We start from the raw sequence: 23,778 nt of genomic DNA on the forward strand, positions 1-23,778 counted from the left end.
GGAAAGGCCCCCGGGAGATCCTCCCGGGGGCCTTTCTCGTTTCACGCCTTCTCGAGCACGTAGGTCCCCGGCGCCGCCCCGAGCGAGGGCAGCACCCCGCCGCCGGGCTGGCGCGCCGGCACCCGCTCGTTGTTCTGGTGCTCTAGCCAGGAGAGCCAGTAGGGCCACCACGAGCCCGGATGCTCGGTTGCGGCGGCGATCCAGTCGGTGAGGGTGCCGTAGGCCGGACCCCCGGTCCAGTACTGGTACTTGGGCTTGGCCGGCGGATTCACCACGCCGGCGATGTGGCCTGAGCCCGCCAGCACGTAGTCGACGGTGCCGCCGAAGGCGCGGCAGCCCTCGAAGACCGAGAGGGCCGGGGCGATGTGGTCCTCGCGGGTCGCGAGGTTGAAGACCGGGGCCTTCACCTTGCCGAGGTCGAGGCGGACGTTGCCGAGCACCATCTCGCCGCGCGACAGCTTGTTGTCGAGGTAGCAGTTGCGCAGGTAGAACGAGTGGTTGGCGGCCGGCATCCGGGTCGCGTCAGAGTTCCAGTACAAGAGATCGAAGGGCAGCGGCGCCTTGCCCTTCAGGTAGTTGTTGACGACGTAGGGCCAGATCAGGTCGTTCGGCCGCAGCATGTTGAAGGCGTTGGCCATCTTGGCGCCTTCGAGGTAGCCGCGGTCCTTCATGCCGGCCTCGATCGAGCGGATCTGGGCCTCGTCGACGAACACCTTGAGGTCGCCGGCATGGGTGAAGTCGACCTGGGTGGTCAGGAAGGTGGCGCTGGCGATGCGGTCGTCGCCCACCGCCGCCATGTAGGCGAGGCTGACGGCGAGCAGCGTGCCGCCGACGCAGTAGCCCACCGCCGAGACCTCGCGCTCGCCGGTCGACCTCTCGATGGCTTCGAGCGCCGCGAAGATGCCCTCGCGCATGTAGCTCTCGAAGTCCTTGGCGGCGTGGCGCGCATCCGGGTTGACCCAGGAGATCACGAACACCGTCAGGCCTTGGGCGACCGCCCAGCCGATATAGCTCTTGTCCTTGTTCAGATCGAGGATGTAGAACTTGTTGATCCAGGGCGGCACGATCAGCAGCGGGCGCTTGAGCACCGTCTCGGTCTGCGGCGCGTACTGGATCAGCTCGATCAGGTCGTTGCGGAACACCACCTCGCCGGGGGTGCTCGCCATGTTGACGCCGACCTTGAACTGGCCCGGATCGGTCTGGCGCACGCGCAATTCGCCGCCGCCGGCCTCGACGTCCTCGGCCAGCATCTTCATGCCGCGCACGAGGTTGGCGCCGTTCTCCCGAAACGTCTCGCGCAGGAGCTCGGGATTCGTCGCCAGGAAGTTCGACGGCGACATCGCGCCCGAGATCTGCCGGACGTAGAACTGCGCCTTGGCGCGGGTATGGTCGTCGAGCCCCTCGGCCTCGTCGACCATGATCTCGGCCCAGCGCGTCGTGATGAGGTAGCCCTGCTTCAGGAAGTCGAAGACCGGGTTCGACGTCCATTCGGGAGCGGCGAAGCGCTTGTCCTTCGGATCGGGCAGGGCCACGGGGGTGACCGTCTCGCCCTGCATCCGCTGCAGGGTCGAGCCCCACAGGGCCAGGAACTGGCCGCCGATCAGGCTCTGGGCCTCCATCGCCTTCTGGGGATCGGTGAACCACTTCTCGGCGACGGTGCCCAGCGTGCGCACGACCTCCGTCACCGAGTCGGCCAGCGCCGTGCTCGGCTTGCCCTCCTCGAGGGGCTTGGCGTAGGCGGCGAGCGCCCGGCTGAACTGCTCGGTCATCAGGCCCGCATTGCGCGACAGGGCCTCCACATCCGCAACCGGCGCCGTACCTCTCTCAGAAGACGTCACGCGCTCTCTCCTCCCTTGTTGCGGCCTGCCGCGACAGGCCGCCTTTCGGACAAACTATCATCTCAAACCGCCGGTTGCGCCAGATGACCGGACCCGGTTTCCTCACCGCCACGCTGCCCTCGCGCAAGGTTCCTCCACGTCCATGCCCGCCTTCCCCGCTCTCTCGACCCGTCTCGCCACTGCCGCGACACTCGTCGTCATCGGCTTGTCCGCCGGCGGCTGCGTCCTCGACGGGGCCGGCATCCGCGACGCCGCCAAGTCGGCGGGGTTCGGCCCCAAGGAAGTCGCCGCGCCCGACTTCGTCGAGAAGTCCCGCCGCGGGGGCGGCGACTTCCTGCCGGTCGGCGAGTCCGCCCCGCCTCGCGAAACCCGGGCCAAATCGGCTGCCGGTGTGAAGGCGCTGGAGGCCGAGCTCGACGCGAGCCGCCAGCGCAACGAGGCCAAGGGCCGCGACGCCGCCAAGGTCGGCGGCGCGGTCAAGCCGCCGGCCCCGCCCAAGATGCCGCCGGCCCTTCCGCCCACCGAGTGACCCGCGGGCGACCCGCGCGTGACCCGGATGAATGACGCAGAGGAGCGACACGGCCCGGGTGAGGCTTAAGTCCCAGACCGGCCCCGGCCCGGCCAATCTTCCTCTTGCCCCAAAACCCCTCTAGACAGCGTATGTGACACGCGCGTCGCAGCGGCGGCGCCGATCCAGGACCCGGCCATGACCGATTTTCACCGCATCAAGCGACTGCCTCCCTACGTCTTCGAGCAGGTCAACCGGATCAAGGCCGCCGCCCGCGCCAACGGCGCCGACATCATCGACCTCGGCATGGGCAATCCCGATCTCGACGCGCCCCGCCACGTGATCGAGAAGCTGGTCGAGACCGCCGGCAAGCCGCGCACCGACCGCTACTCGGCCTCGAAGGGCATCGCGGGCCTGCGCCGCGCCCAGGCGAATTATTACCAGCGCCGCTTCGGCGTCGCGCTCAACCCCGACACGCAAGTCGTGGCCACGCTCGGCTCCAAGGAAGGCTTCGCCAACATGGCGCAGGCCATCACGGCGCCGGGCGACGTGGTGCTGGTGCCCAACCCCAGCTACCCGATCCATGCCTTCGGCTTCCTGATGGCCGGCGGGGTGGTCCGCTCGGTCCCGGCCGAGCCGACCCCGGCCTTCTTCCCGGCGGCCGAACGGGCGATGCAGCACTCGATCCCCAAGCCCGTGGCGATGGTGGTCTGCTATCCCTCGAACCCGACGGCCTACGTCGCCTCCCTCGACTTCTACCGCGACCTCGTCGCCTTCGCGAAGAAGCACGAGCTGATCCTGCTCTCCGACCTCGCCTACGCGGAGGTCTATTTCGACGACGCCAACCCGCCGCCCTCCGTGCTGCAGGTGCCGGGCGCGATCGACGTGGCGGTGGAATTCACCTCGCTGTCCAAGACCTTCTCGATGGCCGGCTGGCGGATGGGCTTCGCGGTCGGCAACGAGCGGCTGCTCGCGGCGCTGACGCGGGTGAAGTCCTACCTCGATTACGGCGCCTTCACGCCGATCCAGGTCGCCGCCACCGCGGCGCTGAACGGCCCCGAGGACTGCATCCACGAGATGCGCGCCACCTATCGCCGCCGCCGCGACGCGATGGTCGACGCGTTCCAGAAGACCGGCTGGGACATCCCGGTCCCGTCCGCCTCGATGTTCGCCTGGGTGCCGATCCCGGAGCGTTTCCGGGGTCTCGGCAGCCTCGAATTCTCCAAGCTGCTCGTCGAGAAGGCCGACGTGGCGGTGGCGCCGGGCATCGGCTTCGGCGAGCACGGCGACGATTACGTGCGGATCGCGCTGGTCGAGAACGAGCAGCGCATCCGTCAGGCGGCCCGCAACATCCGGCGCTTCTTCGACAACGCTGATCGCACGCTGCACAACGTGGTGCCGATGCAGAAGGTCGGCTGACGCCACGACTTGTGGCCGGGGGGCGACAGGGGAGGCGCAATCGCATCCCCGTGTCGTCGCCTCGGCCGCGCCGGGTTGATCCGGGCGGAACGGAGCGTCAGGGTACGGCCAAGGTTTCGCTCCACACTGGGTATCCGATGCGTCGCTCGCTGAAGCTCGTCGTTCTCGCCGCCGCGGCCGCCCTCCCGGCCGCCTGCGCGCCGAACCCGATCATCGCCCGCGACCCCGTCCCGGCCCCGAGCCCCGACATCGCCTATCGCTGCTCCTCGACCCCGGCGCTCCTCAACGGCTACTGGGCCGAGTGCGAGCGGATCCGGCGCGAGCGCGAGGTCGTGGTCCGCACCAAGGGCTGACACGCGGGCGCGAACCAGCCCGACTCTTCAGAGCCACCCGGACAGCTCGCCGCGCCCTGGAACCGGGCGCGGCTTTCCGCGCGTTAACCAGCATCCATCACCGAGGATGCCCCGCGTGGTCCGTCGTCTCGTCCTGCCGCTCGTCGCCCTGGCCTGCCTCTCGGGCCCCATGGTCGCGAACTCGGCCTCGGCGCAATCCCCGCTCGCCGTGCGGGTGCGCTCGCCGGTCGCGGAGCCCGACATCTACAACCGCGCCGCCGCGGCCGGCCCCGTCGTGCTGCCAATGTCTCCCGACGCCGTCCTCGGCCCGCTGCCCGCGGGCGCGAGCGGCCTCGTGGCGATCCGCGCCGTACCGGTCGTCGCCGTCACCAATGGCGGCGGCTTCGGGCCGACGGGCTTCGGCTATTACGGCGACAGCGTGAGCGAAGGCCCGCTCAATAGCCGGCCCCGCATGGCCGACTACGTCCTCGGCAGCCGCCCCTACTGATCCCACCCTCTCGGCAGACATGCGTTGGCAGGCCAACGCTTCGTCCGCTCAGGTTCTTGTTGTGTCGCAGGTTGTTGCCGCCGAACCGGTGTCCACTTCGGCGAAATCTGGTTAGGCGAAATCTGCTTGAGAAGGAGACGTTCCATGCGTGCACGCATTCTCGCGGCGGGCCTGCTGGCCGGCCTCGCCACCCTGGCGGCGGCCCTGCCGGCCGCGGCCCAGAGCGTCGGCTACGTCACCGGCTTCCCGGGCAAGGACCCGGCCGGCGACGACGAGATCGGCTGGGGCCCGGCCTATCGGCCCGAGACCAGCTTCTCGCAGCCCGGCACGCCGCCGACGCCCGGCGACTTCGCCGGTGCCGCCTACCGCGCCCGGACCGGCCACGGCCCCTACGACGCGATCCAGGCCCCGATGCGGCCGGTGCGCGCCTACCAGTACCAGAATCCGGGCTACGGCTACGCACCGGCCGGCTACTATGGCGAGCCCGGTTACGCACCGCGGGTGCGGGCCGTACGGGTGCGCCACGGCGTCAAGCATCGCCACCACGCCAAGGCGACGATGCATCGCCGCGCGTATCGGCAAGTGATGCGCTGAGTGATGCCGATGCGCTGAGTACACGGGACGCGGCGAGCCAGGCGGAGGCATGGCTCGCGGTCCCGAACCGCAAGGCGATCCCGGGAGCTCGCCGCAGGCGGGAATCCGGGATCGCCTCGGAGGGTTTCCGTCCGACCGTCTCGACCGACGAAGCCCTCAGGCAAACCCTTCCAGCACGATTTTCCCCTTCGCCCGGCCGCTCTCGAGACGCGCATGGGCCCGGCGCAGGTTCGCGGCATCGATCGGCCCGAAATGCTCGGCGAGCGTCGTGCGCAGCTGACCGGCCTCGACGAGCCGCGCCACCTCGTCCAGCAACGCGCCCTGGGCCGCGATGTCGACCGTGCCGAACATCGGCCGGGTGAACATGAACTCCCAGTGCAGCGACAGGCTCTTGCGCTTGAGGAGCGACACGTCGAGCGTCGCGGGATCGTCGATCAGGGCGAGCCGGCCCTGCGGCGCCATCAGTTCGGCGATCGCCGCGAGATGCGTGTCGGTGTGGGTGGTCGAAAAGACCAGCCCCGGCGCGCCGAGACCGAGATCGGCAACCTGCCGGGCGAGCCCGGTGCCGTGGTCGACGACGTGGTGGGCGCCGAGGTCCCGGCTCCAGGCCATCGTCTCCGGCCGCGACGCGGTGGTGATCACCGTGAGGTCGGTGAGCTGGCGCGCGAGCTGCGTGGCGATCGAGCCGACGCCGCCGGCGCCGCCGACGATCAGGATCGCGCTCGCCGCCCCCGGCACGGCCTTGCGGACGTCGAGCCGGTCGAACAGCGTCTCCCAGGCGGTGATCGCGGTCAGCGGCAGGGCGGCGGCCTCGGCGAAGGAGAGCGAGGCGGGCTTCCTGCCCACGATGCGCTCGTCGACGAGGTGGAATTCGGCGTTGGTGCCGGGGCGCTCCAGGGCACCGGCATAGTACACCGCGTCGCCCGGGCGGAACCGCGTCGCCTCCGGGCCCGTCGCCACGACGATGCCGGCGGCGTCCCAGCCCAGGACCTTCCAGGCGCCGGCTTCGGGTGCGGCGCGGCGGCGCACCTTGGTGTCGACGGGGTTCACCGAGACCGCCCGGACCTCGACCAGGATGTCGCGGCCGGTGGGCTCGGGGCGGGGCAGGGTGATGTCCTGGAGGGCGGCCTCGTCCTCGATCGGCAGGGAGGTCTGGTAACCGACGGCGCGCATGGGCGGGCTCCTTGATGACTGGAGCCGAGATGACCGCTACCTTCATCACGCGCAAGAACGCACATGAAACGCCCATAGTGTCGAAAAGGATACCGTCATGGCCCGCATTCGGCACCGCAGCCTGGATTGCAGCCCGGGCTGCGCCGTCGAGGCGACGCTCCAGCTGATCGACGGCAAGTGGAAGGGCGTGATCCTCTACCATCTGCTGGCGGAGGCGCCGGACGGGGCCTTGCGCTTCAACGGCTTGCGCCGCCGGATGCCGAACGTGACCCAGCGCATGCTGACCAACCAGCTGCGCGAACTGGAGGCGGACGGATTCGTGCACCGCACGGTCTACGCCGAGGTGCCGCCCCGGGTGGAATACCGCCTGACCGCGCGCGGCCGCAGCCTGGAGCCGGTCATCCGGGCGCTCAAGGCCTGGGGCGACGCCCATGCCGCGCTCCCCACAGAGACCGAGGCCGCCTGAGGCGTCAGCGCGACAGGCTGCGGAAGACGCAAGTCTGGCCGCGATCCTCGTAGCCCGCCGGGCATCGGGCGACGCAGGCACCGGCGGCGAACTTGAGGGGAGGGCGGCAATACGCGTCCTCCTGTGCCCGGAGGAGGGGCGGGCGCAGGGCGACGACCAGGATCGTCGCAGCGGCCGCGACGATGATGCCGAGGGCGACGAGGCGCAGCACGGACCCGCACTCCTGCTTTCGGAACGGCCCTGCACCATATGGGAGCCGCGCGGCGCACCGACAGGCCCGCGCCGTCCCCGGCCGGATGCCATTGATGTGCTTGACCGGCTCGCGCAGACATGAGCCCTCTGGCAGGATCGATGCCGGCCACGCTCGGCCCCCGGCCAGGACCATCTCCCGCTTCTGTCGCAGGGAAAGGACAGGATCTCGCACGATGGCGGAACTCAGCCGTTCGGACCTCGACTACCGCCTGAATCAGCAGAAGATCCTGTCCGAGTTCGGTGTCGAGGCGCTGCGCGCCGACGATCTCGGGCAGTTGCTGCAGCGGGCGACCGAGCTGTGCGCGGAGGGAATGTCGGCGCAGTTCTGCAAGGCGCTGGAATACAAGCCCGGCCAGGACACGCTGCTCGTCATCGCGGGCGTCGGCTGGGGGCCGAACGTCGTCGGCCAGGCGCATGTCGGGGCCGACCTCGCCTCGCCGGCCGGCTACGCCCTCAAGACCGGGCAGCCGGTGATCTCCAACCACCTCGAGAACGAGCGCCGCTTCCGCACCCCGCAGCTGATGGCCGATCACGGCGTGCGCCGGGCGCTGAACGTGCTGATCCGCAACCGCCAGGGTGATTTCGGCGTGCTCGAGGTCGACGACACCCGCGAGGGCCAGTTCGACGAGGCCGACATCGCCTTCATGCAGGGCTTCGCCAATCTCCTCGGCGGCGCCATCGAGCGCCAGCGCGCGGAGGCCCGGCTCCAGGCCGCCCTCGACCGGCAGGAGCTGCTGACCCGCGAGATGAGCCACCGGGTCAAGAACAGCCTCGCCACCGTGGCGGGGCTGCTCTCGCTCCAGGCCCGCACCACCGAGAACCAGCAGGCGCGCGACGCCCTGGCGGATGCCCGCTCGCGGGTCGAGGCGGTGGCCCAGGTCCACGACCAGCTCTGGCGCCAGCCCGACCTCGCGGCGGTGGAGCTGTCGGGCTTTCTCGAGAGCCTGTGCGAGAAGCTGCGCGAGAGCGCGCCGGGCCACGCCATCACCTGCCGGGCCCCCGCCATGCCGATTCCGGCCGACCTCGCGATCCCCCTCGGGCTGTTCGTCAACGAGCTCGTCACCAACGCGATCAAGTATGCCTACCCGGACGGCCACGGCCCGGTGCGGGTCGAGGCGGAGGCGCGGGACGAGGGCCGGGTGCGCCTGAGCGTGTCGGATGACGGCGTCGGCCTGCCGGAGGGCTTCGACGCGGCCGCCGCCCGTCACAGCCTCGGCATGCGGGTGATCCACGGCTTGGCGCGCCAGCTCGGCGGAGATCTCACGGTCACGGGAACGGACGGGGCGTGCTTCGCCCTGACGCTGGAACTCCAGGCCGTCTAGAGCAGGGCTCGATCGCTCGCCTTAGGCTGCTACCCCGGTCTTTGGTTTCTCGGCATTTTCCGCGACGGACCGGGATCGGGCTCGCGTAAAATGCTTCGGAGTTTCGTCTCGATCAGCCCGATCGCAGAGAGGTCCTGCAGCAGTCGGGAACCGTGCCTCGCGCGAACGTCAAGTGTGCCCCGGACGGATCCCTGCTAAACGCAGCGGCATGCAAGTTTTCCAGGCGCGGAACCTTCCGATTCACGGCTCGCCGTTTGCGACAAGCCGAGCAACAATCGCCATGGGCCCATCTGTTGGCGCGTCAGCCTAGCAAGCGATGGAAAATCGTTCTATAAACGTAAAAAAGCCTGATCGGAAACACTTGTTCAAGCGTGCTAGCGCTGTCAACGAGGAAGTTTTCAGCGTCGTTGCCGGCGCTGCGACGATGCTAGCCGGCGCCTCGATCATATTGGATTGGGCGCATAGAAAATATTCGCAGATCTTCACGATTACGTCCGTGGAGATCATCATGTTAATATTGATATTTTTATTTATGTACCTGCACATTCATTATCTCAAAGATAATATATTGAAAATATATAAATGTGCAATTTATTCTGTCCAATATCAAAACCGATATGTCATGCGCTTCGTCGCATTTCCATTTTTCGTTTTATTCATAGTTGCTTGGCTGATTGTTACGGCCATGAATATCAACAAAGGCATTGAAACGGCCCTGAAAGATTTTCGATTTATTGAATTTACAATGATCGGCCTGTTTGTCGTTCCTGTGATCACACTCAACATCGTATGTCGGATGCGCGCGTCATACCGACTGCGCCGCCGAAAAAGTCGTTTCAAGAGAGATCGATCCGGACGCTGACGCATCGGACCGTCCTGCATGACGACGCTCGTCGGCCGGTGTCGCACGGTCGATTTGATTGTTCGTGACCCTCGGTACCTTCTACCGGATTTTTCGGGATCCTCGTGGCGAGCCGCTTCCCACCGCCTCATCACTTGCACTAGGCTCGACCGGCAGCGCTGCCGCGCCGCGACGCCAATTCACGCGGCGCAGCGCCCCGGGGACCGGAAGACCGGCCCCGCCCCGAACCAGCCCGGCGCCAGATCCGGGCGGAATCGCAAGGGTGGAAACGATGAGCGAGATGTCTCGCGGCGGCCCGAGCCGTCGCAGCCTCCTGGCCTCCGGCGCCGCCGCGGCCGGAGTGGGGCTGATCGGTTCACGGCCGGCCTTCGCCGCCGTGGACTGGAAAAAGCACGCCGGCACCTCCCTCGAGGTCAACCTGATCAAGGGGCCGCGCGGCGACCTGCTCCACCGCAGCGCCGCGGAGTTCACGGCGCTCACCGGGATCAAGGTCTCTTCCGAGGTGATCCCCGAGCAGCAGCAGCGCCAGAAGATCGTCATCGAGCTGACCTCGGGCCGGCCGAGCTTCGACGTGGTGCATCTGAGCTACCACGTCCAGAAGCGCCAGTTCGACAAGGCCGGCTGGCTCGCCGATCTCTCCGGGTTCATGAAGGACCCGGCCCTGACCGAGCCCTCCCTGAAGGAGGCTGACTTCAGCAACGCGGGTCTGCAATACGCCAAGACCCCGAACGGCGAGATGCGCTCGCTGCCGCTCTCGGTCGATTACTTCATCCTGTACTGGAACAAGGAACTCTTTCAGAAGAAGAACGTCGCGCTGCCGACGACCTTCGACGAGATGATGCGGGCGGCCGAGACCCTGACCGACGCGAAGGCCGGCACCTACGGCTTCGTCGGCCGGGGCCTGCGCAACGCCAACATGGCGCTCTGGGGCGCGTTCTTCCTCGCCTATGGCGGCCGCTTCCTCGACGACAAGGGCAACCTGCTGATCGACGGGCCGGAGGCCGTGGAGGCGACGAAGCTCTACCAGCGGCTGCTCACCAAGACCGCGCCCCCCGGGGTCGTCGGCTTCAACTGGATGGAGTCGATGGCGGCCTTCACGCAAGGGCGCGCCGCGATGTGGCTCGACGGCGTCGGCTGGGCGCCGCCGCTCGAAGACCCCAACGCCTCCCGCGTCGTCGGCAAGGTCGGCTACGCCGTGGTGCCGAAGGGCCCGGCGGACCACGCCGCCGCCACCTACGGCGACGGCATCGGGGTGGCGGCCGCCAGCACCAAGAAGGAGGCGGGCTACCTCTACTGCCAGTGGGCGGTCTCGAAGCTGATGGGCGCGCGCCTGCTCCAGGCCGGCGGCGGCGTGCCGTTCCGCGATTCGATCCTGAGCGACGCGGAGGTCCAGCAGGGCGTGAAGATGCCGCGCGAGTGGCTCGATTCGGCGATCGGCTCGGCCAAGATCAGCAAGCTCGGCCTGCCGGTCGTGGTGCCGGTGGCGGAGTTCCGCGACATCGTCGGCTCCGCCGTCACCGCCACCCTGTCGGGCGCCGATCCGGCGGCCGAGCTGAAGAAGGCGGCCGAGCAGTACCGCCCGATCCTCGAGCGCAGCGAGAAGGCCTGATGGCGCGGGCCGGCCTCGCATCGCCCGCGGACGATCTGTCATCAGCCGACGCGGCCGCGCCTGCCCGCTGGCAACCGCCGGGCTACTGGCCCTTCGTGGTGCCGGCCCTCGTCGTCGTCGTCGGGGTGATCGTGTTTCCCTGGGCCTTCACCCTGTGGATGAGCCTACACGAGTGGAAGGTCGGCGCGGCGCCGGCCTTCGTCGGCCTGTCGAACTACGCGCGGCTCCCGACCGATCCGCGCTTCCTCGACGCGGTGTGGCAGACGCTGGTCTACACCGCGCTCTCGGTGGTGCTGCCGCTGATCCTCGGCACGCTGGCGGCCTGCGTGTTCCACGCCAAGTTCCCGCTGCGGGGCTTCCTGCGCGGGGTGTTCATCCTGCCGATGATGGCGACCCCCGTCGCCATCGCGCTCGTCTGGACCATGATGTTCCACCCCCAGCTTGGGGTGCTGAACTATCTCCTCTCGCTCGTCGGCATCCCGCCCCAGCTCTGGGTCTTTCACCCGGCGACCGTGATCCCCTCGCTGGTGCTGGTCGAGACCTGGCAATGGACGCCGCTCGTCATGCTGATCGTGCTCGGTGGCCTCGCGGCGCTCCCCACCGAGCCCTACGAGAGCGCGCAGATCGACGGCGCCTCGATCTGGCAGATGTTCCGGCACATCACCCTGCCGCTCGTCGCCCCGTTCCTGTTCGTCGCCGCGATGATCCGGATGATCGACGCGGTGAAGAGCTTCGACATCATCTTCGCGATCACGCAGGGCGGACCCGGCACGGCGTCCGAGACGATCAACATCTACCTCTACAGCGTCGCCTTCGCCTATTACGACGTGGGCTACGGCTCGGCGATCGCCGTGGTGTTCTTTCTCCTCATCATCGCGCTCGCCGCCGCCCTGCTGGTGGTCCGCAAGCGCACGCAAGGGGCGGTGGCATGAACTGGCGCTGGCTCCTCCGACAGGCCGCCCTGCTCTTCGCCGTCCTGGTCATCGTCTCGCCGGTGATCCTGTTCTTCGTCTGGATGCTGTCGCTCTCGGTCAAGTACGAGATCGACAACGCCGCCTATCCGCCGGTGCTGATCCCCGAGCGCTTCGCCTGGAAGAACTATATCGACGTCCTCGAATCGAACCGGTTCTCGACCTACTTCGTCAACAGCCTGCTGGTGACGGGCACGGCCACCTTCCTCGCACTCCTCGTCGGGGTGCCGGCGGGCTACGGCATCGCCCGGATGAAGGCCGCCAAGGCCGCGGTGGTGATCCTGGTCGCCCGCATCACCCCGGGCCTGTCCTACCTCATCCCGCTCTTCCTGCTCTTTCAGTGGCTCGGGTTGCTGGGCACGCTGTGGCCGCAGATCATCATCCATCTCGTCGTCACGGTGCCGATCGTGATCTGGATCATGATCGGCTACTTCGAGACCACGCCGATGGAACTGGAAGAGGCGGCCGTCATCGACGGCGCCAGCCGCTGGCAGGTGTTTCGCCACGTGGCCCTGCCGATCGCCAAGCCCGGCATCGCCGTGGCGATGATCCTGGCGGTGATCTTCTCCTGGAACAACTTCGTCTTCGGCATCGTGCTCGCCGGCCGCGAGACCCGCACCCTGCCGGTCGCGGTCTACAACATGATCTCGTTCGACCAGCTGAGCTGGGGCCCGCTCGCCGCGGCAGCGCTGATCGTCACCCTGCCGGTGCTGGTTCTGACGGTCTTCGCCCAGCGCCAGATCGTCGCCGGGCTGACGGCGGGAGCGGTGAAGGGGGGGTGAGGGGGGATCGCGGTTCCTCCCATCCGTTTCACCCGCGACCTCATCCCGAGGTGTCGGTCCATCGATCATGGACCGACCTCGGAGGAGAACTCCAGAAGCCATTGCGGTCCCTGGAGCCCTTCTTCGAGGCCAGCCGATTTTCAATCGGCTGATATCAACGGCCTCAGATTGCGACCTGTGCCCACTCACGCTTGACGATGGGTGTGACGAGGTCGGGGTCGTTGGCGAAGAAGTTCCATGCGTCCCAGCAGGCGTCCACGATCTGCCTGTAGTCGCGATATGGGATTGCCCCGGATCGGTGGACCCCGAGAACGCCTTCGCGTGAAGTGTGTTTGCCGTGCCGAGAACCCGTCTGAACCGCTCCGGGTTTTTCGGAAACTGATTGGCTTGGGTCGGGCGGCCAAGACTTTAGTTAGGCGGACAGGACTTGGTCGCCGATGTGAGCATGATAGCGCGCTTCGGCCTCGACGGGAGGGACGTTGCCGATCGGCGCGAGGAGGCGACGGTGGTTGTACCAGTCGACGCACTCCGAAGTGGCGTACTCGACCACCTCGAAGAAGCGCCACGGCCCGCGCCGGTGGGTCATCTCCGCCTTGAACAGGGCGTCGATCGTCTATCAGGCTCGGACTGGCTCACCCAGCTCCTCAGCGTCTCGCCCGAGCAGCCGATCTTGGCGGCAATAGACCGGATCGCCGACCACAGCGAGCCGTGCTCGCCCTCGTGGTCGCGCACCATCCGCACCGCACGCTGGCGCACCTCGGGGGAAAACGGGGCTGTTCGCTTCGTCGGGGCTCCATCCTCTCAGAAGGTGGAGCCTCCGGGAAACCCGGGGCGGTTCACTCCCCGCAATCAACCCACGCCCTCAAGGCTGCGCCATGCAGGGCAAGCCATGAAAAGGAGCCCGCGACGGGCCCCTTGGTCGTGGCGCGATGCGACGCAGGATCAGTGCTGGAGAATCCGGGAGAGGAAGGTCTGCGCGCGCTCGGAGCGGGGCGAGCCGAAGAACTCCTCCTTCTGCGCGTCCTCGACGATTTCGCCCTTGTCCATGAAGATGACGCGGTTCGCGACCTTGCGGGCAAAGCCCATCTCGTGGGTCACCACCATCATGGTCATGCCCTCGCGGGCGAGCTCGACCATGACGTCCAGCACCTCGCCGACCATCTCGGGGTCGAGGGCCGAGGTCGGCTCGTCGAACAGCATCACGATCGGGTTCATGGCGAGCGCCCGGGCAATCGCCACGCGCTGCTGCTGGCCGCCCGAGAGCTGGCCCGGATACTTGTGGGCATGCGCCTTGAGGCCGACCCGCTCCAGCAGTGCCAGGCCCTTGGCCTCGGCCTCGTCCTTGCCGCGGCCCAGCACCTTGCGCTGGGCGAGGCTCAGGTTGTCGGTGATCGACAGGTGGGGAAACAGCTCGAAGTGCTGGAACACCATGCCGACCCGCGAGCGGAGCTTGGGCAGGTTGGTCTTCTTGTTGGCGATCTGCGTCCCGTCGACGGTGATCTGGCCCTTCTGGAACGGCTCGAGGGCGTTGACGCACTTGATGAGCGTCGACTTGCCGGAGCCCGAGGGGCCGCAGACCACCACCACCTCGCCCTTGCGGATCGCGGTGGTGCAGTTCGTCAGCACCTGGAAGTCGCCGTACCACTTCGAGATGCCCTCGATCGTGATCATCGGCGCGCCGGTAGCGGAGACCGGGGGCGGCTCGGTGAGCAGGGTGCCGACCGGGCCGGTGCCCGGGGCCGCGTCGGTTGCGGCCTGAGGCTCCGAAACGGGGCCGAGGGGCGGCATCGCGGAGGAGGTCATGGCGGGAACCCTATCGGATGATCGCGACCCGGCGCTGCAGACGGCGCACCAGGAGCGAGGCGATGAAGCAGACGGTGAAATAGACGATGGCCGCGAACAGGTACATCTCGACCAGGCGCCCGTCGCGCTGGGCGATCTTGGAGGCGGCACCGAGGAAGTCGGTGATCGACAGGACGTAGACGAGCGAGGTGTCCTGGAACAGCACGATGGTCTGGGTCAGCAGGACCGGCAGCATGTTGCGGAAGGCTTGGGGCAGGATGACGCTGCCCATCGACTGCCAATAGGTGAGGCCGAGCGCCGAGGCCGCCGCTCCCTGTCCCTTCGGGATCGACTGGATGCCCGCCCGCATGATCTCGGAGAAATAGGCCGCCTCGAACAGCGTGAAGGTGATGAGCGAGGACGAAAAGGCGCCGACCTGGATCGGCCGCTCGGCTCCGATGATCCACTGCCCGATATACGGCACCAGGAAGTAGAACCAGAAGATCACCAGCACCAGCGGCAGCGAGCGCATGAAGTTGACGTAGACCTTGGCGATCTGCGGCAGCGCCGGCACGCTGGAAAGGCGCATCATCGCGATCAGGGTGCCGAGCACCACGCCGCCGATCGCCGCGAGCGCGGTCAGCGTCAGGGTGAACGCCATCCCGTCGAAGAACAGGTAGCGCCAGGAATTCAGGATGACGCTGAAATCGAAGTTCGAGAACATCGCGGGCCCTTGTCCGGCAGCCTAGAGCATTTTTCGACGAAGTGGATACCGGTTCGCCGCAGACGGTGCGACGATATCGATGACGTGAGTGTCAGCGGCCCGGCACCGCGACGCGGCGCTCGATCAGCCCGGCCACGGTCACCACCAGCAGGTTGATGACGATGTAGATGATCGTCGCGGCCGTGAAGGCCTCGAAGACCTGGAATGAGAATTCCTGCATCGCGCGGGCCCGGGCGGTCAGCTCCAGGAGGCCGATGGTCAGCGCGACCGACGTGTTCTTCAGGTTGTTGAGGAACTCGGAGGTCAGGGGCGGCAGGATGATGCGGTAGGCGTTGGGCAGCAGCACGTAGCGATAGGTCTGCGCGGTGGTGAGCCCGAGCGCCGTCCCGGCCATGCGCTGGCCCCGCGGCAGGGCCTGGATGCCGGCCCGCACCTGCTCGGCGACGCGCGAGGCGGTGAAGAAGCCCAGGCACACGACGGCGGTGTAGAACGGGGCGTTCGGCAGCTGCTTCAGCCAGGTGCCCCAGGATTCCGGAAGCACCTCGGGCAGCACGAAGTACCAGAGGAACATCTGCACGAGGAGCGGGATGTTGCGGAACAGCTCGACATAGGCGTTGCCGACGGCCTGCGCCGCCCGGCTCGGCAGGGTGCGCAGCACGCCGACGACCGACCCGATCGCGAAGGCGATGACCCAGGCGCAGAGCGCCGTGAGAATCGTCCACATCAAGCCCGACAGCAGCATGTCGGCGTAGGTGCCGGTCCCTTCGGGCGACTGCTCGAAGAAGATGCCCCAGTTCCAGTTGTAGTTCATGCCCTGTCTTCCGGGTGCGCCTGGACAGCGAAGGTATACGGGTTTTTCCGGCCCGGGCGAGGCGGGGCGCGGGCGAGGGCACAGGGAAAAGTGCCGAGGGCGACGAGGCCGGAGAAGGGAGGCGCCGCCCCGCGGCGGGGGCGGCGCCGGGCGTCACCTCAGTAGGCGGCCGGGTCCGGGCTGTCGCTCGGCTTGGCGAAGGCGTTCTTCAGCGCATCGCTCATCGGCAGGTTCAGGTTGATGTCCCGCGGCGGGATCGGCTTCATGAACCACTTGTCGTAGGCGACCTTCGACTCGGGGCTCTTGTAGAAGGCCGCGGTCGCCGCATCGACCACCTTCTTGAACGGCGCGTCGTCCTTGCGCAGCATGATGCCGTAGGGCTCGGGCTTCGACAGGGCATCCGTCGAGATCATGTAGGCGCCCGGCTCCTTGGACGAGGCGGCGAGCGAGGCGAGCAGCACGTCGTCCATCACGAAGGCGGCGGCGCGGCCGGTCTCGACCATCAGGAACGCCTCGGCGTGGTCCTTGGCCGGCAGGATCGTGATGCCGAGCTTCTTGTCGGCGTTGTACTCGTTGATCATCTTGATGTTCGTGGTGCCCGAGGTCGACACGACGGTCTTGCCCTTCAGGTCCTCGAACTTCGTCAGGCCGCTCGACTTCTTGGCGACGAAGCGGTTGGCGGTGAGGAAGTGGGTGTTGGTGAAGGCGACCTGCTTCTGGCGGTCGGCGTTGTTGGTGGTCGAGCCGCACTCGAGGTCCACCGTGCCGTTGGCGATCAGCGGAATGCGCGTCGCCGAGGTCACCGGGTTGAGCTTCACCTCGAGCTTGTCGAGCTTGAGGTCGGCCTTCACCGCGTCGACGATCTTGTAGCAGATGTCCATCGCGAAGCCGACCGGCTTCTGGTTGTTGTCCAGGTAGGAGAACGGCACCGACGAATCGCGGTAGCCCAGCGTGATCTGCCCGGTCTCCTTGATCTTCTTGAGCGTCCCGGTGAGGTCCTGGGCAGAGGCGGCTCCCGCGGAGGCCGCCAGGCCGGCGAGCAGGACGGGAAGCAGGCTTCTCAAACGCATTCGTGCTCTCCTTTTGGGCAACGACCTAGTCCGTCACCGCGCTCATGGCGTCAAGGGTTAGGCTGGGGATGGCGGTGACCGGACGAACCGTTTGGCGCAGGATCCTGCACCTCGACCGGCGGTCGTGTCCGGAGGACGCGGGAGCAAGGGATGGGCCAAACGGGCCGGCGTTCCGGCCGGGCCGTCTTCCCTCCGCGCCCCGTTGCGCCCCGGCCCCACCCGGGCGAAGCTGCCGGCGCCCGGACACGCCCGGCGCGGGCCCGAGACCCTTCGGGCTCCGCGGGGGACCCGGCACCCGTGACGCCCCCGCGACGACGGACCGTTCAGACCGATGCAGATCGCCACGCCCTACCTGATGTTCCTCGGCGACGTGCCCGACCGGCTCGCCGCCAAGACCGCCTACGGTATCGTCGACTGGCGGCCGGACTGGTGCGTCGGGCAATTGCGCCTGCCCGGCTGCGCCGCCGATCTCGGCATCCCGGATCTCACCATCGCGGAAGGGCTCGCCCAGGGCGCCCGGACGCTGATCGTCGGCGTCGTCAATGCCGGCGGCGTGCTGCCGCCGCACTGGGTCGCCACCATCGTGGCGGCGCTGGAGGCCGGGCTCGACGTGGCGAGCGGCCTGCATACCCGCCTCGGCTCGGTGCCGGAGATCGCCGAGGCCGCGGGTCGGCACGGGCGCAGCCTCCACGACGTGCGCCATTCCGAGGAGCGCTTCGACACCGGCAAGGGCACGCGGCGCCCGGGACGGCGGCTGCTGACCGTCGGCACCGACTGCTCGGTGGGCAAGAAGTACACCGTGCTGGCGCTCGAGAAGGGCATGCGGGACCGCGGCCTCGACGCCGATTTCCGCGCCACCGGCCAGACCGGGGTCTTCATCTCCGGCCGCGGCGTCGCCATCGACGCGGTGGTGGCCGACTTCATCTCCGGGGCCGTCGAGTGGATCGCGCCCGCCGCCGACCCGCACCACTGGGACCTGATCGAGGGCCAGGGCTCGCTGTTCCACCCGAGCTTCGCTGGCGTCAGCCTCGGCCTGCTGCACGGGGCGCAGGCCGACGCCTTCGTGGTCTGCCACGAGCCGACCCGCACGACGATGCGCGGCGTGAAGCATCCGCTGCCGAGCATCCGGGAGGTGATCGACCTGACGGTGCGGCTCGGGCGCCTGACCAACCCCGACATCCGGCCGACCGGCATCGCGGTCAACACCCAGGCCCTGGAGGAGGGGGAAGCGCGGGCGCTCCTCGAACGCCTCGCCGCCGAGCACGACCTGCCGGCGACCGACCCGGTGCGGTTCGGGGTCGAGGGGCTGGTCGACCGCCTGGTCGAGGAGTTCCCGGCGTGATCCGGCTCGCGACCGCCATCGAGCCCTGGCCGATCGCCGGCAGGTTCACCATCTCGCGCGGCAGCCGCACGGAGGCCGTGGTGGTGACCGCCGAGGTCACCGACGGGACCGCCACGGGCCGGGGCGAGTGCGTGCCCTATGCTCGCTACGGCGAGACCGTGGAGGGCGTGCGCGCGGCGATCGACCGGCAGGCCGAGGCGCTCGCCGCCGGCCTCGACCGGGCGGGCCTCGCCGCGTGCCTGCCCGCGGGGGCGGCGCGCAATGCCCTCGATTGCGCCCTGTGGGACCTCGAGGCCAAGCGCGCGAGCCGGCCGGCATTCGCCCTCGCCGGGATCCCCGCGCCCGCGCCGGTGACGACCTGCTACACGCTGAGCCTCGGCAGCCCGGAGGAGATGGCGGCCGCCGCCCATGTGGCGGCGGCCCGGCCGCTCCTGAAGGTGAAGCTCGGCGGGGCCGGGGACCCGGAGCGGATCGCGGCGGTGCGCCGGGGCGCGCCGGATTCGCGCCTGGTGGTCGATGCCAACGAGGCGTGGTCGCCCGAGACCATGGCGGCCAACCTCGCGGCCTGCGTGGCGGCCGGGGTCGAGCTGATCGAGCAGCCGCTGCCGGCCGGCGACGACGCGCTGCTCGCGTCCATCGCCCGTCCGATCCCGATCTGCGCCGACGAGAGCCTGCACGACCGGGCCGGGCTCGACGCGCTGGCCGACCGCTACGACGCGATCAACATCAAGCTCGACAAGGCCGGCGGCCTCACCGAGGCGCTGCTGCTGGCCCAGGCCGCCAAGGCGCGGGGCTTGTCGATCATGGTCGGCTGCATGCTCGGCACCTCGCTCGCCATGGCGCCGGCGATGCTGCTCTCCGGCTTCGCCGACTTCGTCGATCTCGACGGCCCGCTGCTGCTGGCCCGCGACCGCGAGCCCGGCCTGCGCTTCGAGGGCAGCCTCGTCCATCCGCCGGAGCCGGCGCTCTGGGGCTGAATGCCATGGGGGAAGGCCCGGCCCGGCGGCGAACCGGCGGGCCGGGCGCTTGCGCCCGGGGCCGGAACGATGCTCTCTCTCGTGCAGGGGCCGCGCAAGGGCCCCGAGAAGCCGGGGAAGAACCGACGCCATGATCCTCGTCAGCGTGATGTATCCGGGCGGCTCCGACGCCCAGCCCTTCGACCTCGACTACTACCTCAAGCACCACATGCCGCTGGTCCGCGAGCGCTGGTCCTCGATGGGCCTGGACAAGGTCGAGGTGGTCAAGGCGAGCGGGACGCCGGATGGCAGCCCGGCGCCGTTCCAGATGATGGCGCTCCTCACCTTCCGCTCCCTCGACGACTTCCAGAAGGCCGGCGCCGCCCACGGCAAGGAGATCTTCGGGGACATCCCGAACTTCTTCAAGGGCCAGCCGGTGGTGCAGATCAACGAGCCGCAGAGCTTCTGATCGGATCGAGACCGATCCTCCGCCCGCGACCCCGACCCGGGGTCGCGGGCGGATGCGAGGAGACAATCCCGTCATGACGCAACCCAAGGACGGACGCGGGGCCCGGCCCTTCTCCGGAGAGCGGACCGGACCATGATCGACATCGTCAAGGTCCTGCGCGACCAGCACCCGGATCTCGGCCCCTACGTGCTCGCCCTGCGCGAGCGCTCCGGGCTCGTCGCCCCGGACGACCCCGACGCCCTCGCGCCCGAGGTGCGGGACTGGGCCGGCACGGAAGCGCCCAGCGCCGCGTTCAGCCGGCGCCCGGTGACCTACGCGCTGTTTCCGGGATGGCCGGAGGAGACCCGCACGCTCGGCGTCGTCGCCTTCGCGAGCGCCGCCGACCTCGCCCGGTTCGCCACTCGCTGGACCTGATCCTCAACGCCCCCGCACCGCGATCTCGCGGGTGGGGGAGGGCCCTCCGGCGAGCCGCGCGCTCACCGTCAGCCCGAGATCGATGCAGAGCACCAGCAGGATGCCGGCGAGGAGCGCGATGATCGCGCCCTCGCCGCGGGGGCTGAGGGCGACGGCCGGGCGCGGTCGCGACGCCGGAACCGGCGGCAGGTCACCGGAGACGGGATCCGGGCTGGCCTCGACGGCGACGGGCGCCGCATCGAGAACCCCGAAGCGGGGCCGGTAACTGCCGACCGGGATCGCGATGCGGACCGCGAGCCCCTCCGCGTGCCGGGCATAGACGTCCTCGAGGGCGCGACGCAGGCGACCGGCCTCGACGCGCACGCTGGGGTCGAGGCTCGGGTCGAAGTCCGGCCCCCGGCCCAGTGCCTGCGTGGCAATGGTGTAGGCCTTGATGGTGGCGCCCTGTCCGGACAGCTCCTCCTCGACCACGAAGCGCAGGAAGCGGGCGAGCTTCGGCGAGCGCAGGAACGGTGGAGTCTGCAGGACGAGTTCCAGGGCATCGACCACGCGGCCGGGCGGAACCTCCCCCTCGATCTCGGACATCGAAGCCTTTCCTGTCACGACCTTCCTGCCGGTCGGGGCCGACCTCGCCCCTCTCGCCCGGCACCGCGGGCGCCACCGGCAACTCCCTACTAGTATATAGGCTCCCTACTGGTACATTGGTGTGATCACGGTTTGTTAGTTCTTTCAACCGGGCAATGCCGCCTGTCCCCGGGCATGCGGCGGCGATCGCACCTCCCGGGCTCAGGCGTGCGGGTGCGGGAACGGTATGGTGAAGAGGAGGCTGCGGGCCTCGTCGCGCACCTCGACGCGCCAGGCACACCAGTCGATCCGGGTGGCCTCCGGGCCGGTCATCGCGTCGACGATCAGGGTCCGCGCCTGACGATGCGCCTCGTCGAGGTCGCGGCAATCGAGCCCGGCCTCGTCCGGCACGCTCTGGGTCGAGTCCATGATATCGAAGAAGTAGCGGGGCACTGCGGCTCGGGCTCGAAGCTTCTGACATGACAGGGTAAGGAACCCGACCGTCACACCCGCCGGGGGGCTCGCAGGCGGGCAGCAATTCCCACGACTACCTGTTAGTGTATGAGGTGGAAACCGGAGCAGAACGGCAAAGTTCCGCCGCCTGCCTCACGGGCAGGGGCGGGCGTCGCAGGCGCTCCCGCGGCGGCGGGCCGTCAGCGGCTCTCGCGCTCCGCGGCGCCCCGCCAGGACGGCTGCCGGTCCTGCGTCGTGAGGGTGTCGCGGGAGGTCGGACGACCCGCCTCGACGGCGTTCCGCAGCCCGGCCTCGAGGGAGCGCCCGGCTTCCGCGGTCGCGGTCTCGACGATCCGGGCGCGCAGGTCGCCGGGCAGACGCTCGAAGGCCGCGCCGGCGACCTCGCCGAGGCTCGCGGGCAAATGCGCCGGCAAATGCCCCGTCTTGGCCTTCTCGGGCGCCGCGGCATCGCCGAGGCGCAGCGGCGACAGGTAATAGATCGCGCCGATCACCAGCCCGGCCCGCAGCCAGAAGGCCATTCCGTTCCCCCGCGTCCCGATCGTGCCGTCGGGCGTCCATGGTCGCGGGCGCCCGACGGCACTCTGGGGCGCCAATCGTGAAACGTCTTCCAACCGGCCCGCAGCGATCTGCCGACATGCCTAACGGGGCTTTCGGCCCGAAACGAGGGCCGGAGCGCCCCCCGGGATGGCGGTTGCTGTTCGCAACCGGTCGATGCCACCTTCAATTTTTCTGAGGATCCTGCTCAAGCGATTTGATCTGTTCGAAACTGGCGGCCTCGGCCTAAAATCCGCCTCACGCCAGCCGTCCTCCCCCCGGCTCCAGAACAACGATCGGGAACCATGCCGACCGACATCGAGATCGCCCGCGCGGCCACCCTCCAGCCGATCACCGCCATCGCGGAGCGGATCGGCATCCCCGAGGACGCGCTCCACCCGTATGGCCGGCACATCGCCAAGGTCGACGAGGCCCATCTCCGCAGCCTCGAGGGGCGGCCCGAGGGCAAGCTGATCCTGGTGACGGCGATCAGCCCGACGCCGGCGGGGGAGGGCAAGACCACCACGACGGTCGGCCTCGGCGACGCCCTCAACCGGATCGGCCGCAAGACGGTGATCTGCCTACGCGAGCCCTCGCTCGGTCCCTGCTTCGGCATGAAGGGCGGCGCGGCCGGCGGCGGCAAGGCCCAGGTCGTGCCGATGGAGGCGATCAACCTCCACTTCACCGGCGACTTCCACGCCATCACCTCGGCCCACAGCCTCGCGGCGGCGCTGATCGACAACCACATCTACTGGGGCAACACGCTCGACATCGACCTGCGCCGGGTGGCGTTCCGCCGCGTCCTCGACATGAACGACCGGGCGCTGCGCACCATCACCCAGAGCCTCGGCGGCGTCGCCAACGGCTTCCCGCGGGAGGACGGCTTCGACATCACCGTCGCCTCGGAGGTGATGGCGGTGTTCTGCCTCGCCCGCGACCTCGCCGACCTGGAGGCGCGACTCGGCCGGATCGTGGTGGCGGAGACCCGCGACCGCAAGCCGGTGACGCTGGCCGACCTCAAGGCGACCGGCGCCATGACGGTGCTGCTCAAGGACGCGCTCCAGCCCAACCTCGTGCAGACGCTGGAGGGCAGCCCGGCCCTGATCCATGGCGGCCCCTTCGCCAACATCGCGCATGGCTGCAACTCGGTGATCGCGACCCGGGCCGGCCTCAAGCTCGGCGACTACGTGGTGACCGAGGCCGGCTTCGGGGCCGATCTCGGAGCGGAGAAGTTCTTCGACATCAAGTGCCGCCAGGCCGGCCTGAACCCGTCGGCGGTCGTCATCGTGGCGACGGTGCGGGCCCTCAAGATGCATGGCGGCGTCGCCAAGTCCGATCTCGGCCGCGAGAATGTCGAGGCCCTGGAGCGGGGCTTTGCCAACCTCGCCCGCCACGTCGAGAACGTGCGCCGCTTCGGTGCCCCGGTGGTGGTCGCGGTCAACCACTTCCACGCCGACACCGAGGCCGAGCACGCGGCGCTCAAGGCACTCTGCCGCGACCGCCTCGACGTCGAGGCGATCACCTGCCGGCACTGGGCCGAGGGCGGCGCGGGCGCCGAGGGCCTCGCCCATGCGGTGACCGCGCTCGCCGATGCGGGCCCCGCCGCGGCCCCGCGCTTCGTCTACCCGGACGAGATGCCGCTCGAGGCGAAGATCCGCACCGTCGCCCAGACCCTGTACGGCGCCGCCGACATCCAGGTGGAATCGAAGGCCGCGGCCAAGCTCGCGTCCTTCGAGCAGGCCGGCTACGGCCACCTGCCGGTCTGCATGGCCAAGACACAGTACTCCTTCTCCACCGACCCGACCCTGATGGGTGCGCCGAGCGACCACGTCGTCGCGGTGCGCGACGCCCGTCTGTCGGCCGGCGCCGGGTTCGTGGTGGCGATCTGCGGGGAGATCATGACGATGCCGGGCCTGCCCAAGGTTCCGGCGGCGGAAGGCATCTATCTCGACGCCGAGGGACGGATCGAGGGGCTGTTCTAAACCCTATCCCCCTCGGGCGG

26 protein-coding genes and 1 pseudogene are annotated in these 23,778 nt (G+C 68.9%); 16 read left to right on the forward strand and 11 right to left on the reverse strand.

The genetic code is table 11. The features are described 5' to 3' along the window. Positions 1-41: 41 nt before the first annotated feature. Positions 42-1,769 (reverse strand): class I poly(R)-hydroxyalkanoic acid synthase, encoded by a 1,728-nt coding sequence (gene phaC, locus miv_RS22620; protein ID WP_207183598.1) that lies wholly within the window; start codon positions 1,767-1,769, stop codon positions 42-44. Positions 1,770-1,980: 211 nt separating this feature from the next. Between phaC and miv_RS22625 the strand changes: the two genes are divergently transcribed. From miv_RS22625 to miv_RS22645, 5 genes are all read left to right on the forward strand, one after another. Continuing rightward, complete coding sequence (locus miv_RS22625) at positions 1,981-2,367, forward strand: hypothetical protein (protein WP_244276351.1); 387 nt, start codon at positions 1,981-1,983, stop codon at positions 2,365-2,367. Positions 2,368-2,544: 177 nt separating this feature from the next. Continuing rightward, complete coding sequence (locus tag miv_RS22630) at positions 2,545-3,765, forward strand: LL-diaminopimelate aminotransferase (RefSeq protein WP_048428816.1); 1,221 nt, start codon at positions 2,545-2,547, stop codon at positions 3,763-3,765. 137 nt (positions 3,766-3,902) lie between these two features. Further along, positions 3,903-4,118 (forward strand): hypothetical protein, encoded by a 216-nt coding sequence (locus tag miv_RS22635; RefSeq protein WP_048428817.1) that lies wholly within the window; start codon positions 3,903-3,905, stop codon positions 4,116-4,118. 115 nt (positions 4,119-4,233) lie between these two features. Continuing rightward, the gene (locus miv_RS22640) at positions 4,234-4,605 is read left to right on the forward strand and encodes a hypothetical protein (RefSeq protein ID WP_244748657.1); all 372 of its coding nucleotides are present in this window, start codon (positions 4,234-4,236) and stop codon (positions 4,603-4,605) included. A 144-nt stretch (positions 4,606-4,749) separates the two neighbouring features. Beyond that, on the forward strand, positions 4,750-5,199 hold the full coding sequence (locus miv_RS22645) for a hypothetical protein (protein ID WP_207179009.1): 450 nt from the start codon (positions 4,750-4,752) through the stop codon (positions 5,197-5,199). Positions 5,200-5,355: 156 nt separating this feature from the next. Here the strand turns inward: miv_RS22645 and miv_RS22650 are convergent, their stop codons facing one another. Beyond that, positions 5,356-6,372 (reverse strand): zinc-binding alcohol dehydrogenase family protein, encoded by a 1,017-nt coding sequence (locus miv_RS22650; protein WP_207179011.1) that lies wholly within the window; start codon positions 6,370-6,372, stop codon positions 5,356-5,358. Positions 6,373-6,469: 97 nt separating this feature from the next. On the opposite strand from miv_RS22650, the gene miv_RS22655 reads away from it, so the two are divergent. Next, a complete protein-coding gene (locus miv_RS22655; protein WP_048428821.1) occupies positions 6,470-6,838 on the forward strand; it encodes a winged helix-turn-helix transcriptional regulator in 369 nt (122 codons plus the stop codon). A gap of 4 nt (positions 6,839-6,842) precedes the next feature. On the opposite strand, the gene miv_RS22660 is transcribed toward miv_RS22655, so the two are convergent. Further along, entirely contained in the window at positions 6,843-7,049 is a 207-nt protein-coding gene (locus tag miv_RS22660; RefSeq protein ID WP_207179012.1) for a hypothetical protein, read from the reverse strand. Positions 7,050-7,263: 214 nt separating this feature from the next. Between miv_RS22660 and miv_RS22665 the strand changes: the two genes are divergently transcribed. The 5 genes from miv_RS22665 (at position 7,264) to miv_RS22685 (ending at position 12,636) form a co-directional block, all read left to right on the forward strand. After that, the gene (locus miv_RS22665; protein WP_207179014.1) at positions 7,264-8,412 is read left to right on the forward strand and encodes a sensor histidine kinase; all 1,149 of its coding nucleotides are present in this window, start codon (positions 7,264-7,266) and stop codon (positions 8,410-8,412) included. 361 nt (positions 8,413-8,773) lie between these two features. Beyond that, positions 8,774-9,274, forward strand: a complete 501-nt coding sequence (locus miv_RS22670) for a hypothetical protein (protein WP_207179016.1) — start codon at positions 8,774-8,776, stop codon at positions 9,272-9,274. Between the two features lie 280 nt (positions 9,275-9,554). After that, on the forward strand, positions 9,555-10,883 hold the full coding sequence (locus miv_RS22675; RefSeq protein ID WP_207183599.1) for an ABC transporter substrate-binding protein: 1,329 nt from the start codon (positions 9,555-9,557) through the stop codon (positions 10,881-10,883). After that, positions 10,883-11,815 (forward strand): carbohydrate ABC transporter permease, encoded by a 933-nt coding sequence (locus tag miv_RS22680; RefSeq protein ID WP_207179018.1) that lies wholly within the window; start codon positions 10,883-10,885, stop codon positions 11,813-11,815. The genes miv_RS22675 and miv_RS22680 overlap by 1 nt, the downstream gene beginning before the upstream one ends. Continuing rightward, the gene (locus tag miv_RS22685) at positions 11,812-12,636 is read left to right on the forward strand and encodes a carbohydrate ABC transporter permease (protein WP_058617017.1); all 825 of its coding nucleotides are present in this window, start codon (positions 11,812-11,814) and stop codon (positions 12,634-12,636) included. Before miv_RS22680 ends, miv_RS22685 begins: the two co-directional genes overlap by 4 nt. Before the next feature lie 412 nt (positions 12,637-13,048). Here miv_RS22685 and miv_RS22690 read toward each other — a convergent pair. The 5 genes and pseudogenes from miv_RS22690 to miv_RS22710 all read right to left on the reverse strand — a co-directional run. Continuing rightward, a pseudogene (locus miv_RS22690) lies at positions 13,049-13,249 on the reverse strand (IS3 family transposase); the annotation flags it as partial. A gap of 329 nt (positions 13,250-13,578) precedes the next feature. Continuing rightward, complete coding sequence (locus miv_RS22695; protein WP_048430750.1) at positions 13,579-14,307, reverse strand: amino acid ABC transporter ATP-binding protein; 729 nt, start codon at positions 14,305-14,307, stop codon at positions 13,579-13,581. 142 nt (positions 14,308-14,449) lie between these two features. Continuing rightward, entirely contained in the window at positions 14,450-15,142 is a 693-nt protein-coding gene (locus miv_RS22700; protein ID WP_207179020.1) for an amino acid ABC transporter permease, read from the reverse strand. Positions 15,143-15,233: 91 nt separating this feature from the next. Next, positions 15,234-15,953, reverse strand: a complete 720-nt coding sequence (locus tag miv_RS22705; protein ID WP_048430736.1) for an amino acid ABC transporter permease — start codon at positions 15,951-15,953, stop codon at positions 15,234-15,236. Positions 15,954-16,111: 158 nt separating this feature from the next. Next, positions 16,112-17,023, reverse strand: coding sequence for an amino acid ABC transporter substrate-binding protein (locus tag miv_RS22710; protein WP_048430737.1), 912 nt, complete (start codon positions 17,021-17,023; stop codon positions 16,112-16,114). A gap of 331 nt (positions 17,024-17,354) precedes the next feature. Between miv_RS22710 and dgcN the strand changes: the two genes are divergently transcribed. From dgcN to miv_RS22730, 4 genes are all read left to right on the forward strand, one after another. Beyond that, on the forward strand, positions 17,355-18,365 hold the full coding sequence (dgcN, locus tag miv_RS22715) for an N-acetyltransferase DgcN (protein WP_207179021.1): 1,011 nt from the start codon (positions 17,355-17,357) through the stop codon (positions 18,363-18,365). Beyond that, entirely contained in the window at positions 18,362-19,342 is a 981-nt protein-coding gene (gene dgcA / locus miv_RS22720) for an N-acetyl-D-Glu racemase DgcA (protein WP_207179022.1), read from the forward strand. Before dgcN ends, dgcA begins: the two co-directional genes overlap by 4 nt. Positions 19,343-19,472: 130 nt before the next feature. Beyond that, on the forward strand, positions 19,473-19,790 hold the full coding sequence (locus miv_RS22725; RefSeq protein ID WP_207179023.1) for an EthD family reductase: 318 nt from the start codon (positions 19,473-19,475) through the stop codon (positions 19,788-19,790). Between the two features lie 132 nt (positions 19,791-19,922). Further along, positions 19,923-20,204: a hypothetical protein gene (locus miv_RS22730; RefSeq protein WP_058617011.1), complete on the forward strand. Its 282-nt coding sequence runs from the start codon at positions 19,923-19,925 to the stop codon at positions 20,202-20,204. 3 nt (positions 20,205-20,207) lie between these two features. On the opposite strand, the gene miv_RS22735 is transcribed toward miv_RS22730, so the two are convergent. From miv_RS22735 to miv_RS22745, 3 genes are all read right to left on the reverse strand, one after another. Further along, positions 20,208-20,789, reverse strand: coding sequence for a hypothetical protein (locus miv_RS22735; RefSeq protein ID WP_058617010.1), 582 nt, complete (start codon positions 20,787-20,789; stop codon positions 20,208-20,210). A gap of 201 nt (positions 20,790-20,990) precedes the next feature. After that, positions 20,991-21,197, reverse strand: coding sequence for a DUF6894 family protein (locus miv_RS22740; protein WP_244496303.1), 207 nt, complete (start codon positions 21,195-21,197; stop codon positions 20,991-20,993). A gap of 224 nt (positions 21,198-21,421) precedes the next feature. Further along, a complete protein-coding gene (locus tag miv_RS22745) occupies positions 21,422-21,760 on the reverse strand; it encodes a hypothetical protein (RefSeq protein WP_207179024.1) in 339 nt (112 codons plus the stop codon). A 321-nt stretch (positions 21,761-22,081) separates the two neighbouring features. Here miv_RS22745 and miv_RS22750 point away from each other — a divergent pair, with 321 nt between their 5' ends. Further along, on the forward strand, positions 22,082-23,758 hold the full coding sequence (locus miv_RS22750) for a formate--tetrahydrofolate ligase (protein ID WP_048430744.1): 1,677 nt from the start codon (positions 22,082-22,084) through the stop codon (positions 23,756-23,758). The last annotated feature ends 20 nt before the right edge of the window (positions 23,759-23,778 follow it).

Origin of the sequence: Methylobacterium indicum, assembly GCF_017347565.1 — a bacterium.
GTDB classification, from domain to species: Bacteria; Pseudomonadota; Alphaproteobacteria; order Rhizobiales; family Beijerinckiaceae; genus Methylobacterium; species Methylobacterium indicum.